This window comes from Flavobacterium pisciphilum (assembly GCF_020905345.1).
Classification (GTDB): Bacteria; Bacteroidota; Bacteroidia; order Flavobacteriales; family Flavobacteriaceae; genus Flavobacterium; species Flavobacterium pisciphilum.
In genome coordinates this window covers 2917558-2937945 of record NZ_JAJJMO010000001.1, presented here as the reverse complement: position 1 = coordinate 2937945, position 20388 = coordinate 2917558, and the positions used below count along the sequence as shown (strand labels likewise).

At 31.9% G+C, this 20388-nt stretch carries 19 protein-coding genes; 8 read left to right on the top strand and 11 right to left on the bottom strand.

The annotated features are described in order from the left end of the window. Positions 1 to 180 precede the first annotated feature (180 nt). From mnmG to LNQ49_RS12325, 5 genes are all read left to right on the top strand, one after another. A complete protein-coding gene (gene mnmG, locus LNQ49_RS12345) occupies positions 181 to 2052 on the top strand; it encodes a tRNA uridine-5-carboxymethylaminomethyl(34) synthesis enzyme MnmG (RefSeq protein ID WP_229989177.1) in 1872 nt (623 codons plus the stop codon). 372 nt (positions 2053 to 2424) lie between these two features. Then, positions 2425 to 2889, top strand: a complete 465-nt coding sequence (locus LNQ49_RS12340; RefSeq protein ID WP_229989176.1) for a GNAT family N-acetyltransferase — start codon at positions 2425 to 2427, stop codon at positions 2887 to 2889. Between the two features lie 99 nt (positions 2890 to 2988). Further along, positions 2989 to 3837, top strand: a complete 849-nt coding sequence (locus LNQ49_RS12335) for a class I SAM-dependent methyltransferase (RefSeq protein ID WP_229989175.1) — start codon at positions 2989 to 2991, stop codon at positions 3835 to 3837. Positions 3838 to 4083: 246 nt separating this feature from the next. Further along, positions 4084 to 4671, top strand: a complete 588-nt coding sequence (locus tag LNQ49_RS12330) for an OmpH/Skp family outer membrane protein (protein ID WP_195738360.1) — start codon at positions 4084 to 4086, stop codon at positions 4669 to 4671. Between the two features lie 160 nt (positions 4672 to 4831). Next, a complete protein-coding gene (locus LNQ49_RS12325; RefSeq protein WP_229989174.1) occupies positions 4832 to 7099 on the top strand; it encodes a helix-turn-helix domain-containing protein in 2268 nt (755 codons plus the stop codon). A gap of 62 nt (positions 7100 to 7161) precedes the next feature. On the opposite strand, the gene LNQ49_RS12320 is transcribed toward LNQ49_RS12325, so the two are convergent. Further along, positions 7162 to 7605, bottom strand: a complete 444-nt coding sequence (locus LNQ49_RS12320) for a hypothetical protein (protein WP_229989173.1) — start codon at positions 7603 to 7605, stop codon at positions 7162 to 7164. Between the two features lie 191 nt (positions 7606 to 7796). Continuing rightward, the gene (locus tag LNQ49_RS12315) at positions 7797 to 8759 is read right to left on the bottom strand and encodes an HU domain-containing protein (protein WP_229989172.1); all 963 of its coding nucleotides are present in this window, start codon (positions 8757 to 8759) and stop codon (positions 7797 to 7799) included. Between the two features lie 238 nt (positions 8760 to 8997). Here LNQ49_RS12315 and dprA point away from each other — a divergent pair, with 238 nt between their 5' ends. Next, on the top strand, positions 8998 to 10098 hold the full coding sequence (gene dprA, locus LNQ49_RS12310; protein WP_229989171.1) for a DNA-processing protein DprA: 1101 nt from the start codon (positions 8998 to 9000) through the stop codon (positions 10096 to 10098). Between the two features lie 59 nt (positions 10099 to 10157). Here the strand turns inward: dprA and LNQ49_RS12305 are convergent, their stop codons facing one another. Together LNQ49_RS12305 and trpS are read right to left on the bottom strand one after the other, a co-directional pair. Continuing rightward, the gene (locus LNQ49_RS12305) at positions 10158 to 10586 is read right to left on the bottom strand and encodes a hypothetical protein (RefSeq protein ID WP_229989170.1); all 429 of its coding nucleotides are present in this window, start codon (positions 10584 to 10586) and stop codon (positions 10158 to 10160) included. 14 nt (positions 10587 to 10600) lie between these two features. Then, on the bottom strand, positions 10601 to 11575 hold the full coding sequence (trpS, locus tag LNQ49_RS12300; RefSeq protein WP_229989169.1) for a tryptophan--tRNA ligase: 975 nt from the start codon (positions 11573 to 11575) through the stop codon (positions 10601 to 10603). Between the two features lie 146 nt (positions 11576 to 11721). Between trpS and LNQ49_RS12295 the strand changes: the two genes are divergently transcribed. Beyond that, positions 11722 to 12519: a lysophospholipid acyltransferase family protein gene (locus tag LNQ49_RS12295; RefSeq protein WP_229989168.1), complete on the top strand. Its 798-nt coding sequence runs from the start codon at positions 11722 to 11724 to the stop codon at positions 12517 to 12519. Between the two features lie 254 nt (positions 12520 to 12773). On the opposite strand, the gene recA is transcribed toward LNQ49_RS12295, so the two are convergent. The 7 genes from recA to LNQ49_RS12260 all read right to left on the bottom strand — a co-directional run bounded on the left by recA (position 12774) and on the right by LNQ49_RS12260 (position 19272). After that, entirely contained in the window at positions 12774 to 13781 is a 1008-nt protein-coding gene (gene recA / locus LNQ49_RS12290) for a recombinase RecA (protein ID WP_129541129.1), read from the bottom strand. 155 nt (positions 13782 to 13936) lie between these two features. Beyond that, the gene (locus tag LNQ49_RS12285) at positions 13937 to 14446 is read right to left on the bottom strand and encodes an acyl-CoA thioesterase (protein ID WP_229989167.1); all 510 of its coding nucleotides are present in this window, start codon (positions 14444 to 14446) and stop codon (positions 13937 to 13939) included. A 189-nt stretch (positions 14447 to 14635) separates the two neighbouring features. Beyond that, positions 14636 to 15568 carry a hypothetical protein gene (locus LNQ49_RS12280; RefSeq protein ID WP_229989165.1) on the bottom strand — a complete coding sequence of 311 codons (933 nt, stop codon included), beginning with the start codon at positions 15566 to 15568 and terminating at the stop codon, positions 14636 to 14638. Positions 15569 to 15605: 37 nt separating this feature from the next. Continuing rightward, positions 15606 to 16565, bottom strand: coding sequence for a WG repeat-containing protein (locus LNQ49_RS12275; RefSeq protein WP_229989164.1), 960 nt, complete (start codon positions 16563 to 16565; stop codon positions 15606 to 15608). A gap of 12 nt (positions 16566 to 16577) precedes the next feature. After that, the gene (locus tag LNQ49_RS12270; RefSeq protein WP_229989163.1) at positions 16578 to 17651 is read right to left on the bottom strand and encodes a WG repeat-containing protein; all 1074 of its coding nucleotides are present in this window, start codon (positions 17649 to 17651) and stop codon (positions 16578 to 16580) included. A gap of 84 nt (positions 17652 to 17735) precedes the next feature. Next, a complete protein-coding gene (locus LNQ49_RS12265) occupies positions 17736 to 18119 on the bottom strand; it encodes a DoxX family membrane protein (protein WP_229989162.1) in 384 nt (127 codons plus the stop codon). Between the two features lie 4 nt (positions 18120 to 18123). Further along, entirely contained in the window at positions 18124 to 19272 is a 1149-nt protein-coding gene (locus tag LNQ49_RS12260) for a DNA polymerase III subunit (protein ID WP_229989161.1), read from the bottom strand. Between the two features lie 505 nt (positions 19273 to 19777). On the opposite strand from LNQ49_RS12260, the gene LNQ49_RS12255 reads away from it, so the two are divergent. Next, complete coding sequence (locus LNQ49_RS12255) at positions 19778 to 20227, top strand: hypothetical protein (protein WP_229989160.1); 450 nt, start codon at positions 19778 to 19780, stop codon at positions 20225 to 20227. The last annotated feature ends 161 nt before the right edge of the window (positions 20228 to 20388 follow it).

Genomic DNA, 20388 nt, shown 5'->3' with positions numbered 1-20388 from the left:
TCTTTTTATAAGCATGTTCCACGTGGAACATGTGTTGTTTTTTGTTCAGTAGAACATAGAATGTTTCACGTGGAACATTTAATGAGTAGAATTTTTAAAGCGTTCCACGTGGAACAAATAGATGAAGTTAATTTTAGAAACCGCCTTTAGGTGGTTTCTAGAGAATAATAAAACAAAAAAATGTTTTTAGAAGAATACGATGTTATTGTTGTTGGCGCAGGACACGCCGGCTCAGAGGCCGCGGCAGCGGCCGCAAATCTTGGATCTAAAACGTTGCTTATTACAATGAGCTTGCAAAACATCGCACAGATGTCATGTAATCCAGCGATGGGAGGAATTGCAAAAGGACAAATTGTGCGTGAGATTGATGCGCTTGGTGGGTACTCAGGAATTGTTTCCGACCGCACGGCAATTCAATTTAAAATGTTGAACAAATCAAAAGGACCAGCAATGTGGTCGCCAAGAGTTCAAAGCGACAGAATGCGTTTTGCAGAAGAGTGGAGAATGATGCTCGAGGGAACGCCTAATCTTGACTTTTACCAAGAAATGGTAAAAGGTTTGATAATTGAAAATGGAAAGATAAAAGGAGTTCGAACTTCTCTTGGAATTGAAATCCGTTCCAAATCTGTTGTCTTGACAAATGGAACTTTCTTGAATGGTTTGATTCATATTGGAGACAAACAATTCGGTGGAGGAAGAGCAGGAGAAAGTGCTGCATACGGAATCACCGAAGATTTAATTCAGGCAGGTTTTGAAGCAGGAAGAATGAAAACAGGAACACCGCCACGAGTTGATGGTCGTTCTTTGGATTATTCTAAAATGAATGAAGAGAAGGGAGATGCTAAGCCGGATAAGTTTTCATATTCAGATGTGACTTCGCCTCTTGTTCATCAGAGATCTTGCCACATGACCTATACGTCTTTAGATGTACATGATATTTTGAGATCTGGTTTTGATCGTTCACCAATGTTCAACGGTCGTATAAAAAGTATCGGTCCGAGATATTGTCCTTCTATCGAAGATAAGATTAATCGTTTTGCTGATAAAGAACGCCACCAGTTATTTGTTGAGCCTGAAGGCTGGAATACTTGTGAGGTTTATGTAAACGGATTTTCTACTTCTCTGCCAGAGGATATTCAATTTAAAGCATTGCGTACTGTTGTAGGTTTTGAGAACGTGAAATTTTTCCGTCCTGGTTATGCGATAGAATATGATTATTTTCCACCAACTCAATTAAAGCATACACTTGAAACTAAATTAGTCGAAGGATTGTATTTTGCGGGACAAATTAATGGAACGACAGGATATGAAGAAGCGGCTTCACAAGGTTTGATGGCTGGAATAAATGCGCATCTAAAAGTAAAAGAAAAAGCACCATTAATCTTAAAACGCGATGAAGCGTATATTGGTGTTTTAATTGATGACCTAATTACGAAAGGAACTGAAGAGCCTTATCGTATGTTTACGTCTCGTGCAGAATACAGAACATTGTTGCGTCAAGATAATGCCGACTTCAGATTAACACCAATGGCGTATGAAATTGGTTTGGCTTCGGAGCAACGTTTGAGAAGAATGGAGCATAAATTGAAAGAATCTGAAAAAATGGTTGCTTTTTTCAAAGAAACGAGTGTTTCTGTAGCAGAAGCCAATCCAATTTTGGAATCTAAGGGAACAGCACTAATTTCACAAGGAGACAAAATGTTTAAGGTTTTCTCTCGTCCACAAATAGATTTGGAGGATATTGTGAAATTTGAAAAAGTAAAAGAATATATTGCAGAAAATGATTTGGATCAGGAAATTTTAGAGCAAGCCGAAATTCAAGTCAAATATTCAGGTTATATCGAAAAAGAAAGAAACAACGCTGATAAGCTAACGAGATTAGAAGAAGTGAAAATTCCAGAAAATTTCGATTATAATAAAATAAAATCAATGTCGATTGAAGCAAAGCAAAAACTAGGGAAAATTCGTCCTGTGACAATTTCTCAAGCTTCAAGAATTAGCGGAGTTTCTCCAAGTGATATTTCGGTATTGTTAATTTATATGGGAAGGTAGTTTTGTTTTTAGATTGTAAAATGTAAAGTGTGAGATGTAAGGAGTGAAATGTGAAAGATGAGATGTAAATTGAATCTGCAAACTGAACACTGTAAACTGAACACTGAGATTGAACACTGAGATTGAACACTGAGATTGAACACTGAGATTGAACACTGAACATTGTAAACTGAACATTGTAAACTGAACATTGTAAACTGAGACTGTAAACTGAGACTGCAAACTAAGACTGCAAACTAAGACTGCAAACTAAGACTGCAAACTAAGACTGCAAACTAAGACTGCAAACTGAAAACTAAAAATTGTTCCACGTGAAACTATTTTGTGAAGCCTTGGTTTCGTTGAAGAGTTTGAGTTTTAAATTTTTTAAGTATGAAGATTATTCAGAAAGAAGTTTTATCATTTGAAGATAAGAAATCCTTAATGCAACTTTGGAATACTGAATATCCTGTGAATTTAAATTATGGAGAAATTCATGATTTTGATTTGTATTTAAATGGATTGTCTGATTTAAAGCATTATTTGCTTATTGATGACGAAACTAAAATCAAAGGCTGGGCGTTTGCTTTTTTGAGAGATAATGAAGATTGGTTTGCAATACTAATAGATAATCAAATTCAAGGAAGTGGTAACGGTTCATTATTGATTACAGAATTAAAAAATAATCATCATCATTTGAATGGTTGGGTTATTGATCACGACAAAGAAATAAAACTGAATAAAGAGCCTTATAAATCGCCAGTATTGTTTTACTTGAAAAACGGGTTTACTGTTTGTACAGAAGCCAGAATTGAAAACGAAAAAATATCGGCTGTTAAAATAAACTGGAAGCGTTAAAGAGAAAAGTAGAATAATAAGAATAAAAAACCCTAAAAATGAAAAAAATCGTTTTTAGGGTTTGCTATAAAAATAAACCAAAATACCAATAATTATAAAATGGACGTTTTAAACAAAAAACATTTTCTTACTGTAAAAGATCATTCGGTTTCAAAAGAAATTTTTGAATTGTATTATGATGAAACGCTAGACATGTTAATTACATCTCCGCAACCCAACGAAAATGATTTGGGGAAATATTACGAAAGCGAAGATTATATTTCGCACACAGACAACAAACGTTCGTTATTTGAAAAAGCATATCACATAGTCAAAAATATTGCACTGAAGAATAAATTAAATTTGATTAATTCTCAGAATCCTCAAAAAGGAAAAATTTTAGATATTGGAGCAGGTACAGGTGATTTTTTATTAACCGCAAAAGAAAATGGTTGGGAGACTGTTGGAGTAGAACCGAGCGACAGAGCAAAGTCAATTGCTACAAAAAAAGGAATTTCTTTTGTTGATAAAATAGCCGATCTAGAAAATAATTCTTTTGACGTAATTACGATGTGGCACGTTTTGGAACATGTTCCAAATTTAGAATTACAAATTCAAGAATTGAAGCGATTATTAAAACCAACTGGAACGTTAATTGTAGCAGTTCCAAATTTTAAATCTTTCGATGCAAATCATTATAAAACTTTTTGGGCTGCTTATGATGTGCCAATTCATTTTTGGCATTTCTCTAAAAAAGCAATTCAGTCCCTTTTTGAAAAAGTAGATATGCGTCTGGAAAAAATTCTTCCAATGAAATTTGATTCATTTTATGTGAGCCTACTTTCTGAAAAATACAAAACAGGAAAAATGAATTACCTATCTGCATTTTTTATTGGATTAAAATCAAATTGGAAAGCAAAACGAACTTTGGAATATTCATCGCACATTTATGTCTTAAAAAACAAGTAAAACGCATTTTAAGTTGTTTTTAAGCGCTTTTTAGGTAATAAACATGTGTTTGTATTCCTTTTTTTAGAAAATTGCTTAAATAAAGGCTGGTGAATCCACTATTAATAACAGTAAATTATAAATAATCTTGGTTTGATAACAAAAATTGATACTAGAAAAATGGAGCATTTTTTAAACTTTATGTCGATGCTATTGATTTTTTTATATTTTTGTCTTTCATACTTTAAAAAAATAGAAATTAATAAAATGAAAAAAGCATTAGTAATTATCGCACTTTCGATTTCAGTTGTTGCTTGTAATAAAACAGCAGAAGTTAAGGAAGTAAAAACAGCTTACGTTGACACTTCAGTTTTAATGAAAGAGTACACAGAAGCAAAAGATCTTGAAGCTAAATACAAAGCACAAGCAGAGGAAAAAGGAAGACAGCTTCAAGCAGAGATTACTCGTTTCAAACAAGATGCTGCTAATTTTCAAAGTCAAGCACAAGCTAATGGTCAAGCATGGGCTCAACAAAGAGGTGCTGAGTTACAAAAAAGAGAACAACAATTAGGGTATGCTCAACAAGCTCTTGCTCAACAATTGCAACAAGAAAGTGGTGCAGAAATGGACACTTTAGTTACAGGAGTTAAAAAATTCATCAAGAATTACGGTAAAGAAAAAGGGTATTCATACATTTATGGTACTGGAGATGCTGCATCGATTTTGTATGCAGAAGATAAATATGATATTACAAAAGAGATTGTTAAAGCTTTGAATGACAATTACAAAGCAGGAACAAAATTGGATACTAAAACTGATGCTAAAGCAAAAGACTCAGCTGCAGTAAAAAAATAATACAATCAAACTATTTTTAAAGCCTATATCCAAAAGATATAGGCTTTTTTTATTATAAAATATTTGCAAGTAGGCTTTTTACTCAATATGTTCTTCTATTTTTGTAAAATGATTTTCTGATATGAATTTCGATTCTTTTTAGTTCTAAAATACAAGCCTAATGCAAAACATTTCTGAAGCCGCATCTTACACGTTACAGTTTATTAATCAGACACAACGTTCCGTTTTTCTTACTGGAAAAGCAGGAACAGGAAAGACTACTTTGTTGCGCGAAATTATTGAAACTACTCATAAAAATACTGTCGTAGTTGCGCCTACTGGTATTGCTGCGCTTAATGCTGGAGGTGTTACGATTCACTCTATGTTTCAGTTGCCTTTTGCTGGATTTATTCCAGATAATTCATCACCGCAATTTTCTGAAACTACTAAGTTTGAAACAAAGGCAACTTTACGCAGGCACTTTAAAATGAATAATGTAAAGCGTGCTGTCATCAGAAATATGGAGCTTTTGATTATAGATGAAGTCAGTATGCTTCGTGCTGATTTGCTTGATGCAATGGACTTTATGATGCAGACGGTTCGTAAAAACAGTTATCCTTTTGGTGGAGTTCAGGTTTTATTTATTGGTGATTTATTGCAATTGCCTCCTGTTATTCGTGATGAAGAGTGGAGGACCTTAAGAACTTATTACCGTGGAAAATTCTTTTTTCACTCGCATGTAATTCAACAAAATCCCCCTTTGTACATAGAATTATCTAAAATTTTCAGACAAACGGATGATTCTTTCATTTCGGTTTTAAACAATCTGAGAAATAATCAAATTACACAGCAAGATATTGAGAGTTTAAATCAGTATGTTCAACCTGATTTTGATTTAAAAAACAATCCAGGATATATTACGCTTACAACGCATAATGCTAAAGCTGATGCTATTAATAATCAGGCAATCAATGATTTAAAAGGTAAAATGAATAATTATTTTCCGGATATTGTTGGTGATTTCCCAGAAAAGATATACCCACTTGATCCAAATCTTCAACTCAAGGTCGGGGCACAGATCATGTTTGTTAAGAATGATTTGTCATTTGATAAAAATTATTTCAACGGAAAAATGGGGGTGATTAAATCGCTTTCGAGCCAAGAGATTATGGTTCATTTTCCAGAGGAAGACAAAACTATCGAAGTTGAAAAATACGAATGGCAGAATATTCGTTACAAAGTCGATGAAATGACTCAAGAAATAGAAGAGGAGGTTTTGGGGACTTTTGTACAATATCCGATTAAGCTTGCTTGGGCAATTACCGTTCATAAAAGCCAGGGTTTGACTTTTGACAAAGCTGCGCTCGACGTATCGCAAGTTTTTCTTCCTGGGCAGGCGTATGTAGCATTATCACGTTTACGTTCCTTAAATGGGCTTATTTTACTTTCTCCGTTGCGCATGAATGGTATTTCTAATGATCAAGATGTGATGGATTACGCTTTGAATAAAGCATCAGAGGAATTATTAAAGAATTCGTTGCATTTTGAAACAAAGAATTTTATTCATAAGTATTTGGCTAACAGTTTTGATTGGGCTGATTTGGCTCAAGAATGGCGCAATCATCAATACAGTTACAATGATAAATCTGAAAACTCTCAAAAAGGCAAGCATGCAGAGTGGGCTAAGAAGCAAGCTTTGATTGTAGAATCGCTTGTTGATCCTGCTAAAAAGTTTATTGTTCAGTTAAATAGAATTTTCAATAATGAAACGGTTGATTTAATGCATGTATCTGAGCGGATAGAAGCTGCTTATGGTTATTTTATGAAGCCTATGGATGAATTGGTTTATGAGCTTTTGTATAAAATGGAAGAAATTCAGCGTGCCAAAAAAATGAAAGCGTTTTACGATGAATTAAATTCGCTTGAGGAATTTCAAACCAAAGCCGTTTTGCGCCTAATGAAAGCCCGTTTACTGATCGAAACAGTTGTCGCTGGTGATACTATATCAAAAGAGAAATTAACGTCGCCAGAGATCAAAAGTTACAGATCGAAGAAAACAACGATTATTCAAGATAATTTTAAAAGTAAAAATGGTGACTTAATCGAAGATGATGAACCTATTAGACGTTACAGTGGTAAGGAAACAAAAGAAAAACCCGTTAAAAAATCCACAGTACAAGAAACGTATGAATTATGGCTTGAAAAAATTTCGATTAAGGAAATTGCTAGTATTCGAAAACTCACTACCCAAACTATTGAGTCTCATTTGGTAAAACTTATTCAAGACAAAAAGATTACCATTACAGATGTTTTACCAGCTGATAAAATTGCAGCATTAACAGAAGCTTTCCAGTTTTATCAAGAGGAATCGCTTAGTGGATTGAAAGAACAACATGGAGAAAAATTTACTTGGGATGAACTGAGAATGTTCAAAGCAAGTTTGAATTAAATAAATAGATTAAAAAAGAAAAACCTATTCGTAAAGAATAGGTTTTTTTGTAATGATTAATTTTATTTAGAATCTAATATTTTACTTAGACTTAGTTGTTGCTCAGTTAGCTTAGACTGGAGTTTTAAGATTTGAAGCTCATACTCTTTAGATTTTATTTTCTTTTGATGAACTTTGTTTTCAGTAAGTTTATTAAGTTTTAATTCGTCTTGAATTTTTTGATTTCTATCCTCTGTTTTCTTAATGTCCTTTTTTGTTCTCTCTACTTTATTTTGAGCTGACTCAATTTTCCTTTGACGTTTTAGAGCCTTGTCTTGGTCTTGTTTTAAAAGATCTTGTCTCTTTTGTAATTCTTTTTGATTTTCTAGTGTTTTCTTCGCGTGCTCCTTTTCCTTGTTTAATAAGATTTCTTGATTTAAACTAGTTGCATTTGTTTCTTGACCATAAAATGATTGTGATGTAACAAAAAGGCAAATTGCAAATCCTAAATTTCGTACTATTCTCATACTATTTTAATTTTAATATTTGTAATAGTCTTACAAACACTATTCCAAAGTTTTAAAAATAACTTGGATTGGCTTTATATAGAATCATTTTATTATAAAAAAAACACCATTTTATAATTTAAATAAAATGGTGTTTTGTAGTATATAGTATTCTGTTTTAGTGAAGATAATGTATTCTTTACTTCTAGAATTTATAGTGTTTCTATTAAAATCCAAGCTTCTGGATTTATAGTATTTTGAATCTCTCTTTGTGCTTTTTCTGCTTCACGCATTGTGGCATAACTACCATACAAAACAGGGAAAAGTCCATGTCTATTTGCAGGAATAATTTTGGCATCAAATCCTGCTTTTTTTAATCTGTTGTATGCTTTTTGAGCATTTTTTTCACTTCTAAAAGCGCCTGCCATGATATGATAAGGCATTGGTAACTTTTCTTCTTTTACAGAAAGAGTTACTGTTACTGCCGGCATTGGATTTTTTATGAAAAATGTAGCTTCTTGAATTTTATTCTGAACCTGTTTTTGTACAGCAGTTTCTACTAGTACAGTTTGGTTAGCAATTTGATTTTGGTACATAGGGTAACCAATACTTCCTGTAACTCCTAATGCAAGCACAAAAATAGCAGCATATTTTAAATAAGAATTAGCTCCTTTGTATTCTGTATGTAATTCAATTGCTTCTTTTTCTTGAGCTGTTTCTAGTTCTAAAGCTTCTAATTGATTTTCAAAAGATTGTCTTTTAACCATTGGAGAAACAAATGGGCTTAAACCAAATGAAGTAGCCAAATAATTTTTTTGATCATTTGGAGTAAACACAAGATTTCTATCAGCATTCATTCGAATTTCACCAACATTTTTTATAGCTAGAAAACCGTTGTCTTCTAATTCTTTTTTCCAAGATAAAACTTCAAAATGAACTGCACTAACAGCAAATTTGTACGATGTTTTTTCGGTTAGAGCAATATGATTTGCTAACAAACCATCGTTGTTTTTGATATGTGGGTTGAAAGAAATTAATTTTTTTGGTGGAAAAAATGAATTTGAACTTTCATTAAGTTGGGCCGATTGAATTTCGGTTAAAAAAGCTCCAAACCCAGGAATCGTTACACACTGATAACGATACAATAACTGCGCGATGTAAGTTTCGATTTTCATAGTAACAAAGTTAGGCAAGGAAAATAGTTATCAAAATTTTATTCACAATTTTTATTAACAATTCTCTTTTTTATTTAAACAGTTACAATTCAGTTATTTATAATTTAATGTTTTTTTAGCTTTTTTTAGTGCAGTTTTTTAATTTGTTTATTTTGGGAAGAATTTACTTAAAATTATCATCTTTGTAATCAAGAAATATGATTTATAATTTATTTGAATAACCAAATTATAGTAACAAATGTCTGAGCAAGATTTATTTTATTTATTGGCTTTACAAAGTGTTGAAGGAGTGGGAGATATAATGGCAAAAAGATTATTATTACATTGTGGAACTGCCGAAGATATTTTTAAAACTAAGCAATCACAACTTGCTTTAATTGAAGGTATTGGGTCAGTTTTATTAAAGAATATTCAAGAAAAATCAATTTTTGATAAAGCACAAAAAGAACTGAACTTTATCAAGTCAAATGACATTAATGTAACGTTTTTTGATGAAAAAAACTATCCTGAGCGATTAAAACATTGCATCGATGCACCAGTTTTGTTATTTAGCTCTGGAAACATTGATTTGAGTAATAAAAAGGTCATAAGTATCGTAGGAACGCGACAAATTACGTCTTATGGAGTAGAATTTTGCAAAAAACTAATTGAAGATTTAGCTCCTTTGGATCCTGTTATAGTAAGTGGTTTTGCTTATGGTGTGGATATTGTTGCACATCAATTTGCAATTGATAACAATTTGCAGACAGTTGGTGTTGTTGCACACGGTTTAAATCAAATATATCCTAAAACTCATAAAAAGTATGTTGCTAGAGTAGAACAAAATGGAGGTTTAATGACTGAGTTTTGGAGTTCTTCAAACCCTGATAAAGAAAATTTTGTGCGCCGAAATCGTATCGTCGCTGGTTTGAGTGAAGCTACTATTGTAATTGAATCTGCTGATAAAGGAGGTTCGCTTATTACTGCCAACATGGCAAATGACTACAATCGTGATGTTTTTGCAGTTCCTGGCCGTACAACTGATAAGTACAGTCAAGGTTGTAATAATTTAATTAAAACCCAAAAAGCGAATGTATTATCTAGTGCTGCCGATTTGATTTATATGCTCAATTGGGATCTTGATAATCAGGTTAAAACGGTTCAGAAACAGTTGTTTGTTGATCTAGAACCAGACGAGCAAAAAGTATATGATTATTTGCAAAAATCTGGAAAAGACCTGATGGATATTATTGCTTTGAGATGTGATTTTCCGATTTATAAAATTTCTGGATTGCTATTGAATATGGAGCTTAAAGGAGTAATTCGTCCTTTGCCAGGAAAACTATTTGAGGCTATTTAAAATGAAAACTCCCTTCAAATATAATTTGAAAGGAGTTGATTCTATGTAACATAGTATTTTTATTCTAACCTGAACTTCTCAAGTTGCTCTTTATCATAATCCGCAAATGCTTCATCTGAACCAGTACCACTGAGTAAACAGAATGCGACATAAGAAACATCAATTAACCAATTATCAATTTGTGATGCTTGTTGCTTGTTTATTAGTTTGTTACTCTGTAACATTCCATCAGGATGAATGGCCCACATTCTACCCAAATGACAAATTCCCCATATTGAGTTAATAATATTTTTATCAATAAAATCCTTCTCCAATTCTGGTGCAAGTACTTTCAAAGCTTGAATAATTAAATGGTAGTTTTTTTCATGTAATACGCCTTTGTAAGGACGTAATTGACCTAAAAAGCCATTTTCCCATCTTTCGCTTTCAATATTTTCGTGGTTTCCACTTTGATATTGTAATTCTTCTATTGCTTCTTGAACAGTCATTTTTTGGCAAATATTTATTTTCCAAATCCAAGTTTCACTCGTACTCTTCCAAGAACTTCATCAGCAATAACAGCTGCTTTTTCGGCTCCTTTTTTAAGTAAAGCATCTACTTCGTCAAGGTTATTGATGTAGTAGTTGTATTTTTCTCTTTCAGTTTTAAATTTTTCAGTAATCAATTCAAACAAAGCTTGTTTGGCATGACCATAACCATAATTTCCACCTAAGTAATTGGCTCTCATTTCAGCAATTTGATTCTCATCTGCCATTAAAGAATAAATAGCAAACGCATTACAAGTATCAGGGTTTTTTGGTTCTTCAAGTGGTGTACTATCCGTCTCGATACTCATTACTTGCTTGCGTAATGTTTTATCATCTAGAAATATATTGATAAAATTATTTGCTGATTTACTCATTTTTCCTCCATTTGTTCCAGGAATCAACATACTGTCTTCTTGAATTTTAGCTTCAGGAATTACAAATGTTTCTCCCATTTGATGGTTAAAACGAGAAGCTACATCACGAGTAATTTCTAAATGCTGCAATTGGTCTTTTCCTACTGGAACAAACTCAGCATCATAAAGCAAAATATCGGCAGCCATTAACATTGGATAAGAGAATAAACCTGCGTTTACGTCATCAAGACGATCAGCTTTATCTTTGAATGAATGGGCTAATGTTAATCTTTGAAATGGAAAAAAGCAACTTAAATACCAACTTAACTCAGTTGTTTGTGTAACATCTGACTGTCTGTAAAAAGTAACACGGTCAATATCCAAACCAAAAGCAAGCCAAGCAGAAGCAACGCTATAGGTATTCTCGCTTAGAGTTTTACCATCTTTTATTTGTGTAATCGAATGTAAATCGGCGATAAACAAAAATGATTTGTTTTCGGGTTTGTTAGATAATTCGATTGCAGGAATAATTGCTCCCAATAAGTTGCCTAAGTGCGGCGTTCCGGTACTTTGTACGCCTGTAAGTATTTTTGCCATGCTAAATTTTTTCTTATTTGCAAAGTTCGCAAAGTTTTTCGCAAAGTCTACAAATTTTATTTTTTCTTAACGGTAAAGTTCGCAAAGTTTTTCCGAATGTAAATTCTTTTAATAAAAATCACATTCAATTTGTTACTTTTGGATTTATGAAAGGAGTAAAAATTGTTTTTTGGGCTATTTGGCGTGTTTGGTTTTATGTTTTAATGGCCATCCCAATATTGGTAATGTTTCCGTTTTTAGTGTTATCAATTCTTACTGAAAGCGGGTATCCGTATTTTTTTAGAATGGCCAGAATTTGGGCCAAATTCATTCTTTTTGGAATGGGATTTTACTACAAAATAGAGCAGGAGCAAGAACTTGATCCTAAAAAAAGTTATATGATAGTTGCCAATCATACTTCGATGACTGACATCATGTTGACATTGGCTATTATTAAAAACCCATTTGTTTTTGTTGGAAAGAAAGAACTTTCTAAGATTCCTTTGTTTGGTTTTTTCTATAAAAGAACTTGCATTTTGGTGGATAGAAAATCTTCAAAAAGTAAAATGGACGTTTTTAACAGAGCTCAAAAACGTTTGAATCAAGGGTTGAGTATTTGTATTTTTCCTGAAGGAGGAGTTCCTGATGATGAATCAATTATTTTGGATGAATTCAAGGACGGTGCTTTTCGTTTGGCAGTTGAACACCACATTCCAATTGTTCCAATTACTTATGCCGACAATAAAAAACGATTTTCATATACTTTCTTCAGCGGTAGTCCTGGAAAAATGAGGGTAAAAATACATTCGTTTATAGAAACAGCGACGCTACATCCCGAAGATAGAAAAGACCTTCGAGATCAGGTAAGACAGTTGATTTATAAGCAATTGTTAATCTTCAGCAAAGCCAAAACCTTTCAGGAAGATGTTGTTTTACAGAATGAACAATCTAGCATTAAGTCTTAATAAGTAAATTTTATCTTATCGATGAATTATTTTTTGTGAAATAAAATTCATTACAACTCTTAATTTTCTTTTTGATATCCAGCGTTTTTGGAATAACGTTTCCAGCTTCTTTTTCATCTTTTATGTTTAAAAATTGATACAAATAAGCTTTTTTAAGGCTTAAAACTAGCGATTCCTTATGTAGATACCATTTATTGAAAAAGGTTGCGTAAAAAGCATAAAAAAACCCGAAAATATTTTCGGGTTTTTTTATTTTAGGCGCTTGCCAATTCTTTGATATGTGCTTTAATCTTAACTTCTAGCTCATCTGCTAATTCTGGATTATCTTTAATTAGCGATTTTACTGCATCACGACCTTGGCCTAATTTAGTATCACCGTAGCTAAACCATGAACCTGCTTTCTTAACGATTTCAAATTCAACAGCTAAGTCTAAGATCTCTCCTGTTTTAGAAACTCCCTCTCCGTACATAATGTCGAATTCAGCAGTTTTAAATGGTGGAGCCACTTTGTTTTTAACGATTTTTACTTTAGTTCTGTTACCAATAACATTGTCTCCGTCTTTAATTTGAGATGAACGACGAATATCTAAACGTACCGAAGCATAGAATTTTAAGGCGTTACCACCCGTTGTTGTTTCTGGGTTTCCAAACATTACACCAATTTTTTCTCTTAACTGGTTAATGAAGAATACAGTACAGTTTGTTTTACTAATCGTTCCTGTAAGTTTACGAAGAGCTTGTGACATTAAACGAGCATGAAGTCCCATTTTTGAATCTCCCATTTCTCCTTCGATTTCACTTTTTGGAGTTAATGCAGCAACCGAGTCAATTACAACAATATCAATTGCTCCTGAACGAATTAAGTTCTCAGCAATTTCAAGTGCTTGTTCTCCGTTATCTGGTTGAGAAATAATTAAATTCTCAATATCAATTCCTAATTTCTCAGCATAATTTCTATCAAAAGCATGCTCAGCATCTATAAAAGCTGCAATTCCACCTGCTTTTTGAGCTTCGGCAATAGCATGTAATGTTAGCGTTGTTTTTCCAGAAGATTCTGGTCCGTATATTTCGATAATTCTTCCTTTTGGATATCCGTTTACCCCTAAGGCTAAATCTACACCTAATGAACCTGATGAAATTGTTTCTACTTCTACAATGGCTTTATCGCCCATTTTCATCACGGTTCCTTTTCCGTAAGTCTTATCAAGTTTGTCAAGCGTAAGTTGTAGCGCTTTTAATTTGGCTTCTTTCTCTGAACTCATCTTTTCTTTCATCTAAATTGTTATAATTCTTTTATATTAAATCAATGAAGTTTTAACTTCTTGATTTTATTTGTTTTGGCATGTAATCGACGTAAAAATACTTCTTTTTTCTGAAGTTGCAACGGGATTTATTTTCTCTTTTTCGAGATTATTTTTTATAAAAATAAAGCTCTAAGTTCGGTAGCTTCTTCCGGCTTTATTTTCCCTGCCAATAGTAAACTCAATTGCTTACGGCGTAAAGCTGCTTCGTAACGTTGTTTTTCAAGATCTGTTTCTGGGTCAATTGGCGGTACTTCAACAGGTCTTCCAGTATCATCCACGGCAACAAAAGTATAAATTGCTTCATTGGCTTTTGTTCTATTTCCTGATTCACGATCTTCTACCCAAACATCTATAAAAACTTCCATCGAACTTTTGAACGATCTTGATACTTTTGCCTCAACAGTTACTACACTTCCTAATGAAATAGCTCTATTAAAAGCCACGTGATTTACAGATGCTGTAACCACAATTCGGCGTGAATGTCTTCGGGCAGCAATACTTGCAGCACGATCCATTCTGGCTAATAATTCGCCACCAAAAAGGTTGTTTAAAGGATTAGTTTCGCTCGGTAAAACCAAATCGGTTAATATTGTTAAAGATTCTAAAGGATGTTTTGGTTTCATTGTAATTATTATGTTGTTGATTTTTAATGTTTTAATTGTTAAACATTAAAATTTATTATTTGGGTCAAATGTAATTAAAATTTAAAATTATAAAGGCACTTTTTTATTTGTATTGCTCAAAGCGTAGGTTAAGTTTACTATTTTAGTTACATTAATTAAGAATAAGCTATTCTGCTCAGCTATTGTTGCTTAATAATAGTCGAAAGTGCGAATTTCAATGGTTTTTGGAATACATTGCCTATCGAATTCTATTTTCTTTATCCAATTCTTATTTTTATCATATTCATAAATATAATATCTGATTCCGATTATACAATCTTCAGTTGGGCAGAAAAATAAGTCACTATCAAAAAGATACCGTGTAGATTCATTTCCATAGGAGTCATATTCATACTTGAAAGAATAGGCATTGTCTTTTTTAGTAGAAATATTTCCCTGTTTATCATAGGTGTATAAGACAGTATTTGTTGGATTTGAATTATCCAGATAAAATCCTGAATATGAAATCATAATTCGACCAATTGAATCATAAAGGTTTCGTTCAGAAATTTTTGAATTATCATATTTAATTTCTTCAGTTATTGTTCCTGAACTATTTAAAAACGTATTCTTTGCCAATTGTAAAGAGTTTTTTTCTGTGATAAAGGAGCCTATAGATTTTAAATTTTCTGCATCATAGTTATATTTTGTAACAGCTTTCAGGTCATTTGTATCCTCATCATACTCTTCACAATTGATTAGTTTTTTTTCGTTATACTGGTATTTATATATTGAATTACTTTGCAAAGTATTATATGAAAATTTTGAAGATGTGATTTTATTGTTTGCATCAAAAAGATATTCAGCATCTAAATTTTTCGATTTATCCTGCTCAGTAACTTTATTTCCAGTTAAATTTCCCGATACGTCAAATGTTTGAATTTGAACAAAAAGAGGTTTTTTATCCCTTATAATTTCAGAAGAATCATGTATGTTGTAATGAGTTAAAACCACTTTTTTAATAGCACCATAAAATTCTGAATTTGAAGTTTTTGATTCTAATCCGGTTAGTTTTGTTGTTTTTTTAGCTTTGCAACCAATTAACATGCATAACAGTGATAATAATAAAACTCTTTTTTTCATAATTGTAATATGAAACTCATTAATAAGCTTATAATGTTTAAATACGTTCTCCCTTGATGTTGATTGAAAATGTTTCTCCGTCAAGTTCTACTTCTGTTCTTTCTCCACAAAAACATGTCATTGAATCGTATTTAAATGGAATCATTACTTCTCCTTTTCGGTTAATCAATCCCCATTTATTTCCTATGCTTGCTGGTGCATATTCTCCCTCGAAAGCATAAATAACATCATATTTTAATGGAATAACTTCTTTTCCAGTTGTGTCTAGATATCCTGATTTTCCGTTTAGTGTGACTTGTGAGATATTTTCTTCTAGGCCATATATTTTGTCATATTTTAATAGAGTAATTTCCTTTCCTTTGGTGTTAATTAGCCCCCATTTATCTTTATTTCCAACAATAGATACTCCTTTGTCAAAGCCAAATGCATCATCATATTTTGGTACAACAACTTCTTTTCCGCTTCGATCTACAAATCCAGTTTTGTTGTTAAGTACAACCATTGAAAAGCCATCTTTAACGCCATATATTTTGTCATACTTCAATGGGGTAATTTCTTTTCCTTTAGTATCGATTAATCCCCATTTATCTTTTAAAATAACGACTGCCAAACCTTCTTGATAAACATAAACTTCATCATATTTTGGAGCTACAATTTCTTTTCCATTATGGTCTATAACACCTTGTTTTTTGCCCATTCGCATAACAAAAAAACCATCTTCCGATGTTAAAATCTCATCGTATTTAGGTACAATAATTTCCTTTCCTGTTAAGTCAATAACTCCATATTTATTGTCTGTAACAACTATGAAAAATCCACCTTCCGGGATAAACATTTTATCATATTTTGGTTTGATGATATAGTTACTATTCTCATCTATTAATCCCCATTTTTCAGTTTCTGGATCTAAATATGCTTCTTGTGCGATTGTTTTTGTTTGAAATACGAATGCTATTAAAAGCAAAAGAATGTGCTGGTTTAATTTTAAAAGATTCATAAAATATAGGTTTTATTTTTTAAGTGTTTCTTCGCCTTTGGTGTTAATATATAGTGTTTTACCGTTAAGGATTGCCTCTGTTTTTTCTCCATTAAATGGAGCGATGTAGTTATATTTTGGAGCTACAATTTCTTGTCCTAATTGATTGATAAATCCATATTTTTCATTTATTTCAACTATAGTATAATTGTTGAAAGCTCCTATTTTGTCGTATTTTATAGGAGTAATTTCTATTCCTTTTTCGTCTAATAATCCTTTTTTATTGCCAATTTCTACTTGAATTATTTTTCTGTTATTGGTAGTTTCTGCAGGATAAAGGGCATCATATTTTAATGCGGTAATTTCTGCTCCAGTTTTGTCTATTAAGCCTCTTTTGGAGTCTATATCTACTACGAAAAGATCATTAATTGGGTATATACTGTCATATTTTAATGGTGTAATTTCATTTCCTGACTTATCAATTAACCCTAACTTCCCACCAATTTTAACTACAGCATTTCCATCTTTAAAATCATATACAGTATCATATTTTAGATGTGTAATTTCATTTCCTTTTTCGTTTATGAAACCGAATTTATTATTGGTAAATACTGAGGCAAACCCTTCTTCAAATTTTCCGATTGATTCATATTTATTCGAAAGAATTTCTTTTCCTGTCGTGTCAATTAAGGTACATTTTTTATCTAAACGCATGACAGCAAATCCATTATAAAATTCACTTATAACAGAATTATATTTTATTGGAGTAATTTCTAATCCTGATGAGTTTATATAACCCATCTTTTTGTTTTGTTTTACAAATGCAAATCCGTCTTTAAAATCTGAAATATAGTCGTATTTAGGCGTGACAATTTCTACTCCCTTTTGGGTTAGTAGGCCTATTTTATCATTTAAAGAAACTACAATCAAGTCATTTTCAATGAACTCCATTGTGTCATATTTTGCTGCAATAAGAATCTTTCCGTTAGCGTCTTTTAGTCCAAATTTCCAATCTTCGATATAAAATTCCTGAGAAGTTATTTCTGAAGATAATGATAAAAGAAGAAAAATGAAAAAAAGCAATTTTTCTAAATTTAAGGTTTTCATGTTTTATATGGATAAAAATAGACACTTGTAAATTTTAATAGCGCTGTTTATGGGCATCTATATTATTTTACTTAAGTGTTTTGGTTAATTTAACCAGTAGACCGCTACAACTGCAGGTATGAAATAAATAGCAATTGTTCTTGCTCCATCATAATCTTTAGCTAATCGTTGTCCAAATAGTAACATTATTAGGGTAATACAAGAAAATATTGCTCCATATAATCCATATTCTCTTCCGCTATTTAAAAACAATTGAATTGAACCTACAACGCATAATATACCCGATATTAATTCTAAAATAAGAACATTAAATAAGGCAAGTGGTACTTGGTTTTTAAGTTGTGTTTTGGCAAAATGTTCTTTTAGCCAGCTCACATTATCTTTCCAATAGAAAATTTTGTCGTAACCAGATTGAAGGAATGTTACAGCTAAGAATATTAAAATTAGGATTGAGGCAATATTGTTCATCTTTTTATTTTTTATGAATTAAACGGGTTAGTTTTATGGATAAATCGGTTAAAATAATTTTTGCATTTCCGTTGCGCTCAATGTGATACATCGCATCAGAAAGCTCTTTGAATATGTCATTTATGTTATTTCCATTAACAAATGGAGCAAAATTTTCTAGTTTAAATTTCTCTACTTTAGGCTCCATATATACCAAGTTTGGTGCTTGATAATTAAGCAAAAGTGCTTGACGGAACATTTCTATACAGAACTCTAAGAATTTTTTTTGACTTTCTCGACCCAAAGCTGCAATTTGCTCACTCCAAGTAATCAAATCTTGGATAGCAGCTGCATTTCCTTTGGCTTTAAAAGCGGCACGTACCCATGTTACAAACCATTGTTCAAATGGATATTCGTCATCATCATTTTTTATCAGATGTAAAGCTTTGTTATAATTACCTTGTGCTTGGTGTGCAATTTTTAATGCCGAATTGGGTTCTAAGTTTTCTTTAGAAACGAGTGCATTGGCAATTACTTGTTCACTTAGCCCATTAAAGTGTAATACTTGACAACGCGAACGGATAGTTTGAATAATAGATTCTTCGTTTTCGGATATTAAAATGAAAATAGTTTTATCGGATGGTTCTTCTAGTAATTTCAGAAGTTTGTTAGATGCTGCGATATTCATTTTATCAGCCATCCAGATAATCATAATTTTATAACCACCTTCATAAGACTTTAAGGCGAGTGATTTTAAAACTTCCTGAGCATCTTCTACCCGAATTTCACCTTGTTTGTTTTGTACACCAAGGATTTTATACCAATCGAATAAACCTCCATATGGCATTTCTTGAATGAAGTTGCGCCAATCTTGTATGAAATCCAGACTTTTAGGTTTGGTTTTTACATCTTCGGTAGTTACAGTTGGATATATAAAATGTAGGTCAGGATGTGATATGGACTGGAACTTTAAATTACAGGATGTGTTCCCGTTTTCATTATCAGGACCAGAATTTCCACACAGTATATATTGCGCGTATGCGATGGCAGTGGGTAAGGTTCCAGAACCTTCAGAACCTATAAATAATTGTGCATGAGGTATTCTACCTGTAGAAGCAGTTTTTATTAAGTGGTTTTTGATGTGGTCTTGCCCTAAAATTTCAGAAAATTGCATGAAGCAAAGATAGTAGAAAATGATTTAGTCGAAAATTTTCATATATAAAGTTTATTACGTCTTAATATGCTAATTATATCTGTTTATTTTAAAATTTTTTTTGGACAGAAAACATGATTTTAATCTTTTTTATCTCCTTTCGCCATTTTTTTTCTGTCAAAATAAAAAAATTAAAAACAGATGTTCTGTTGTGATGATTATTAAAAATAATGTTAACATTTTCTTGTTAATATTATTTTTAACATAATTGAAAAGAGAATGTTTTTTTTATTATAAAAAGTATTAAAGTATTGGTGTTTAGTTATGTAAATGCAATTAGAGTCTTACATAATGGTTTTTTTTAATTGTTCAAAAAAAAACCGATAAAAGAATGTGTTTAGTCGTTATACGGCACTTTTTTTGTCTTATTTTGGCTCTTTTTGATTAAAAAAAGGACAATAAAGATTGCGAGTTAACTTTATTTACATATTTTTGTTTTTATAATTGAATTTTTAAATCAGAATTTATGAAAGGGAAAATTATTTTTTTAAGCATCTTTTTAATGTTGTCAACAGAGATGGTATCGTCTCAAGCGAAAAATGCTCCCCAAAGCATTATTAGCACAACTGCACTGATCAGAAAATACCATGATCAAAAAGAATTAAAAGCGATGCAAAAAGGTGAACTGTTAGAATTATACATCGAGCGTATCAAAGTTTTGGTAAAAACATTACCTTATATAGCTTTGGCTACTAAACCTGGAGTTACGATGGCTGATCTTGGTATTCCAATGGATAATGAAAACAAAAAAATCCAAGACGCCCAAGTAGCATCAACTAATTCATTCCTTGATGTAACAGTTGAATTTCAAAGAAAAATGATGCCTTACTCTGATAAAGATAATTTAGTCGCAGCGATTTTGTTTTATGAAAACACTTTAAAAACGTTGCATCTTTTTAACGAGAGCAACGAATAATTAAGTGCCTAATTTATTCTCATCAATGATAAAGAGCTTTGTTGAATGAGATGCAGGATATATTCAACTCGTTTTCGGTGTTTTCTTTGATTTATCAGGAAAATACCGAAATGAGTTTTTTTAATTTTCATTAACTCAAAATATTATTTAGTGTTAATATT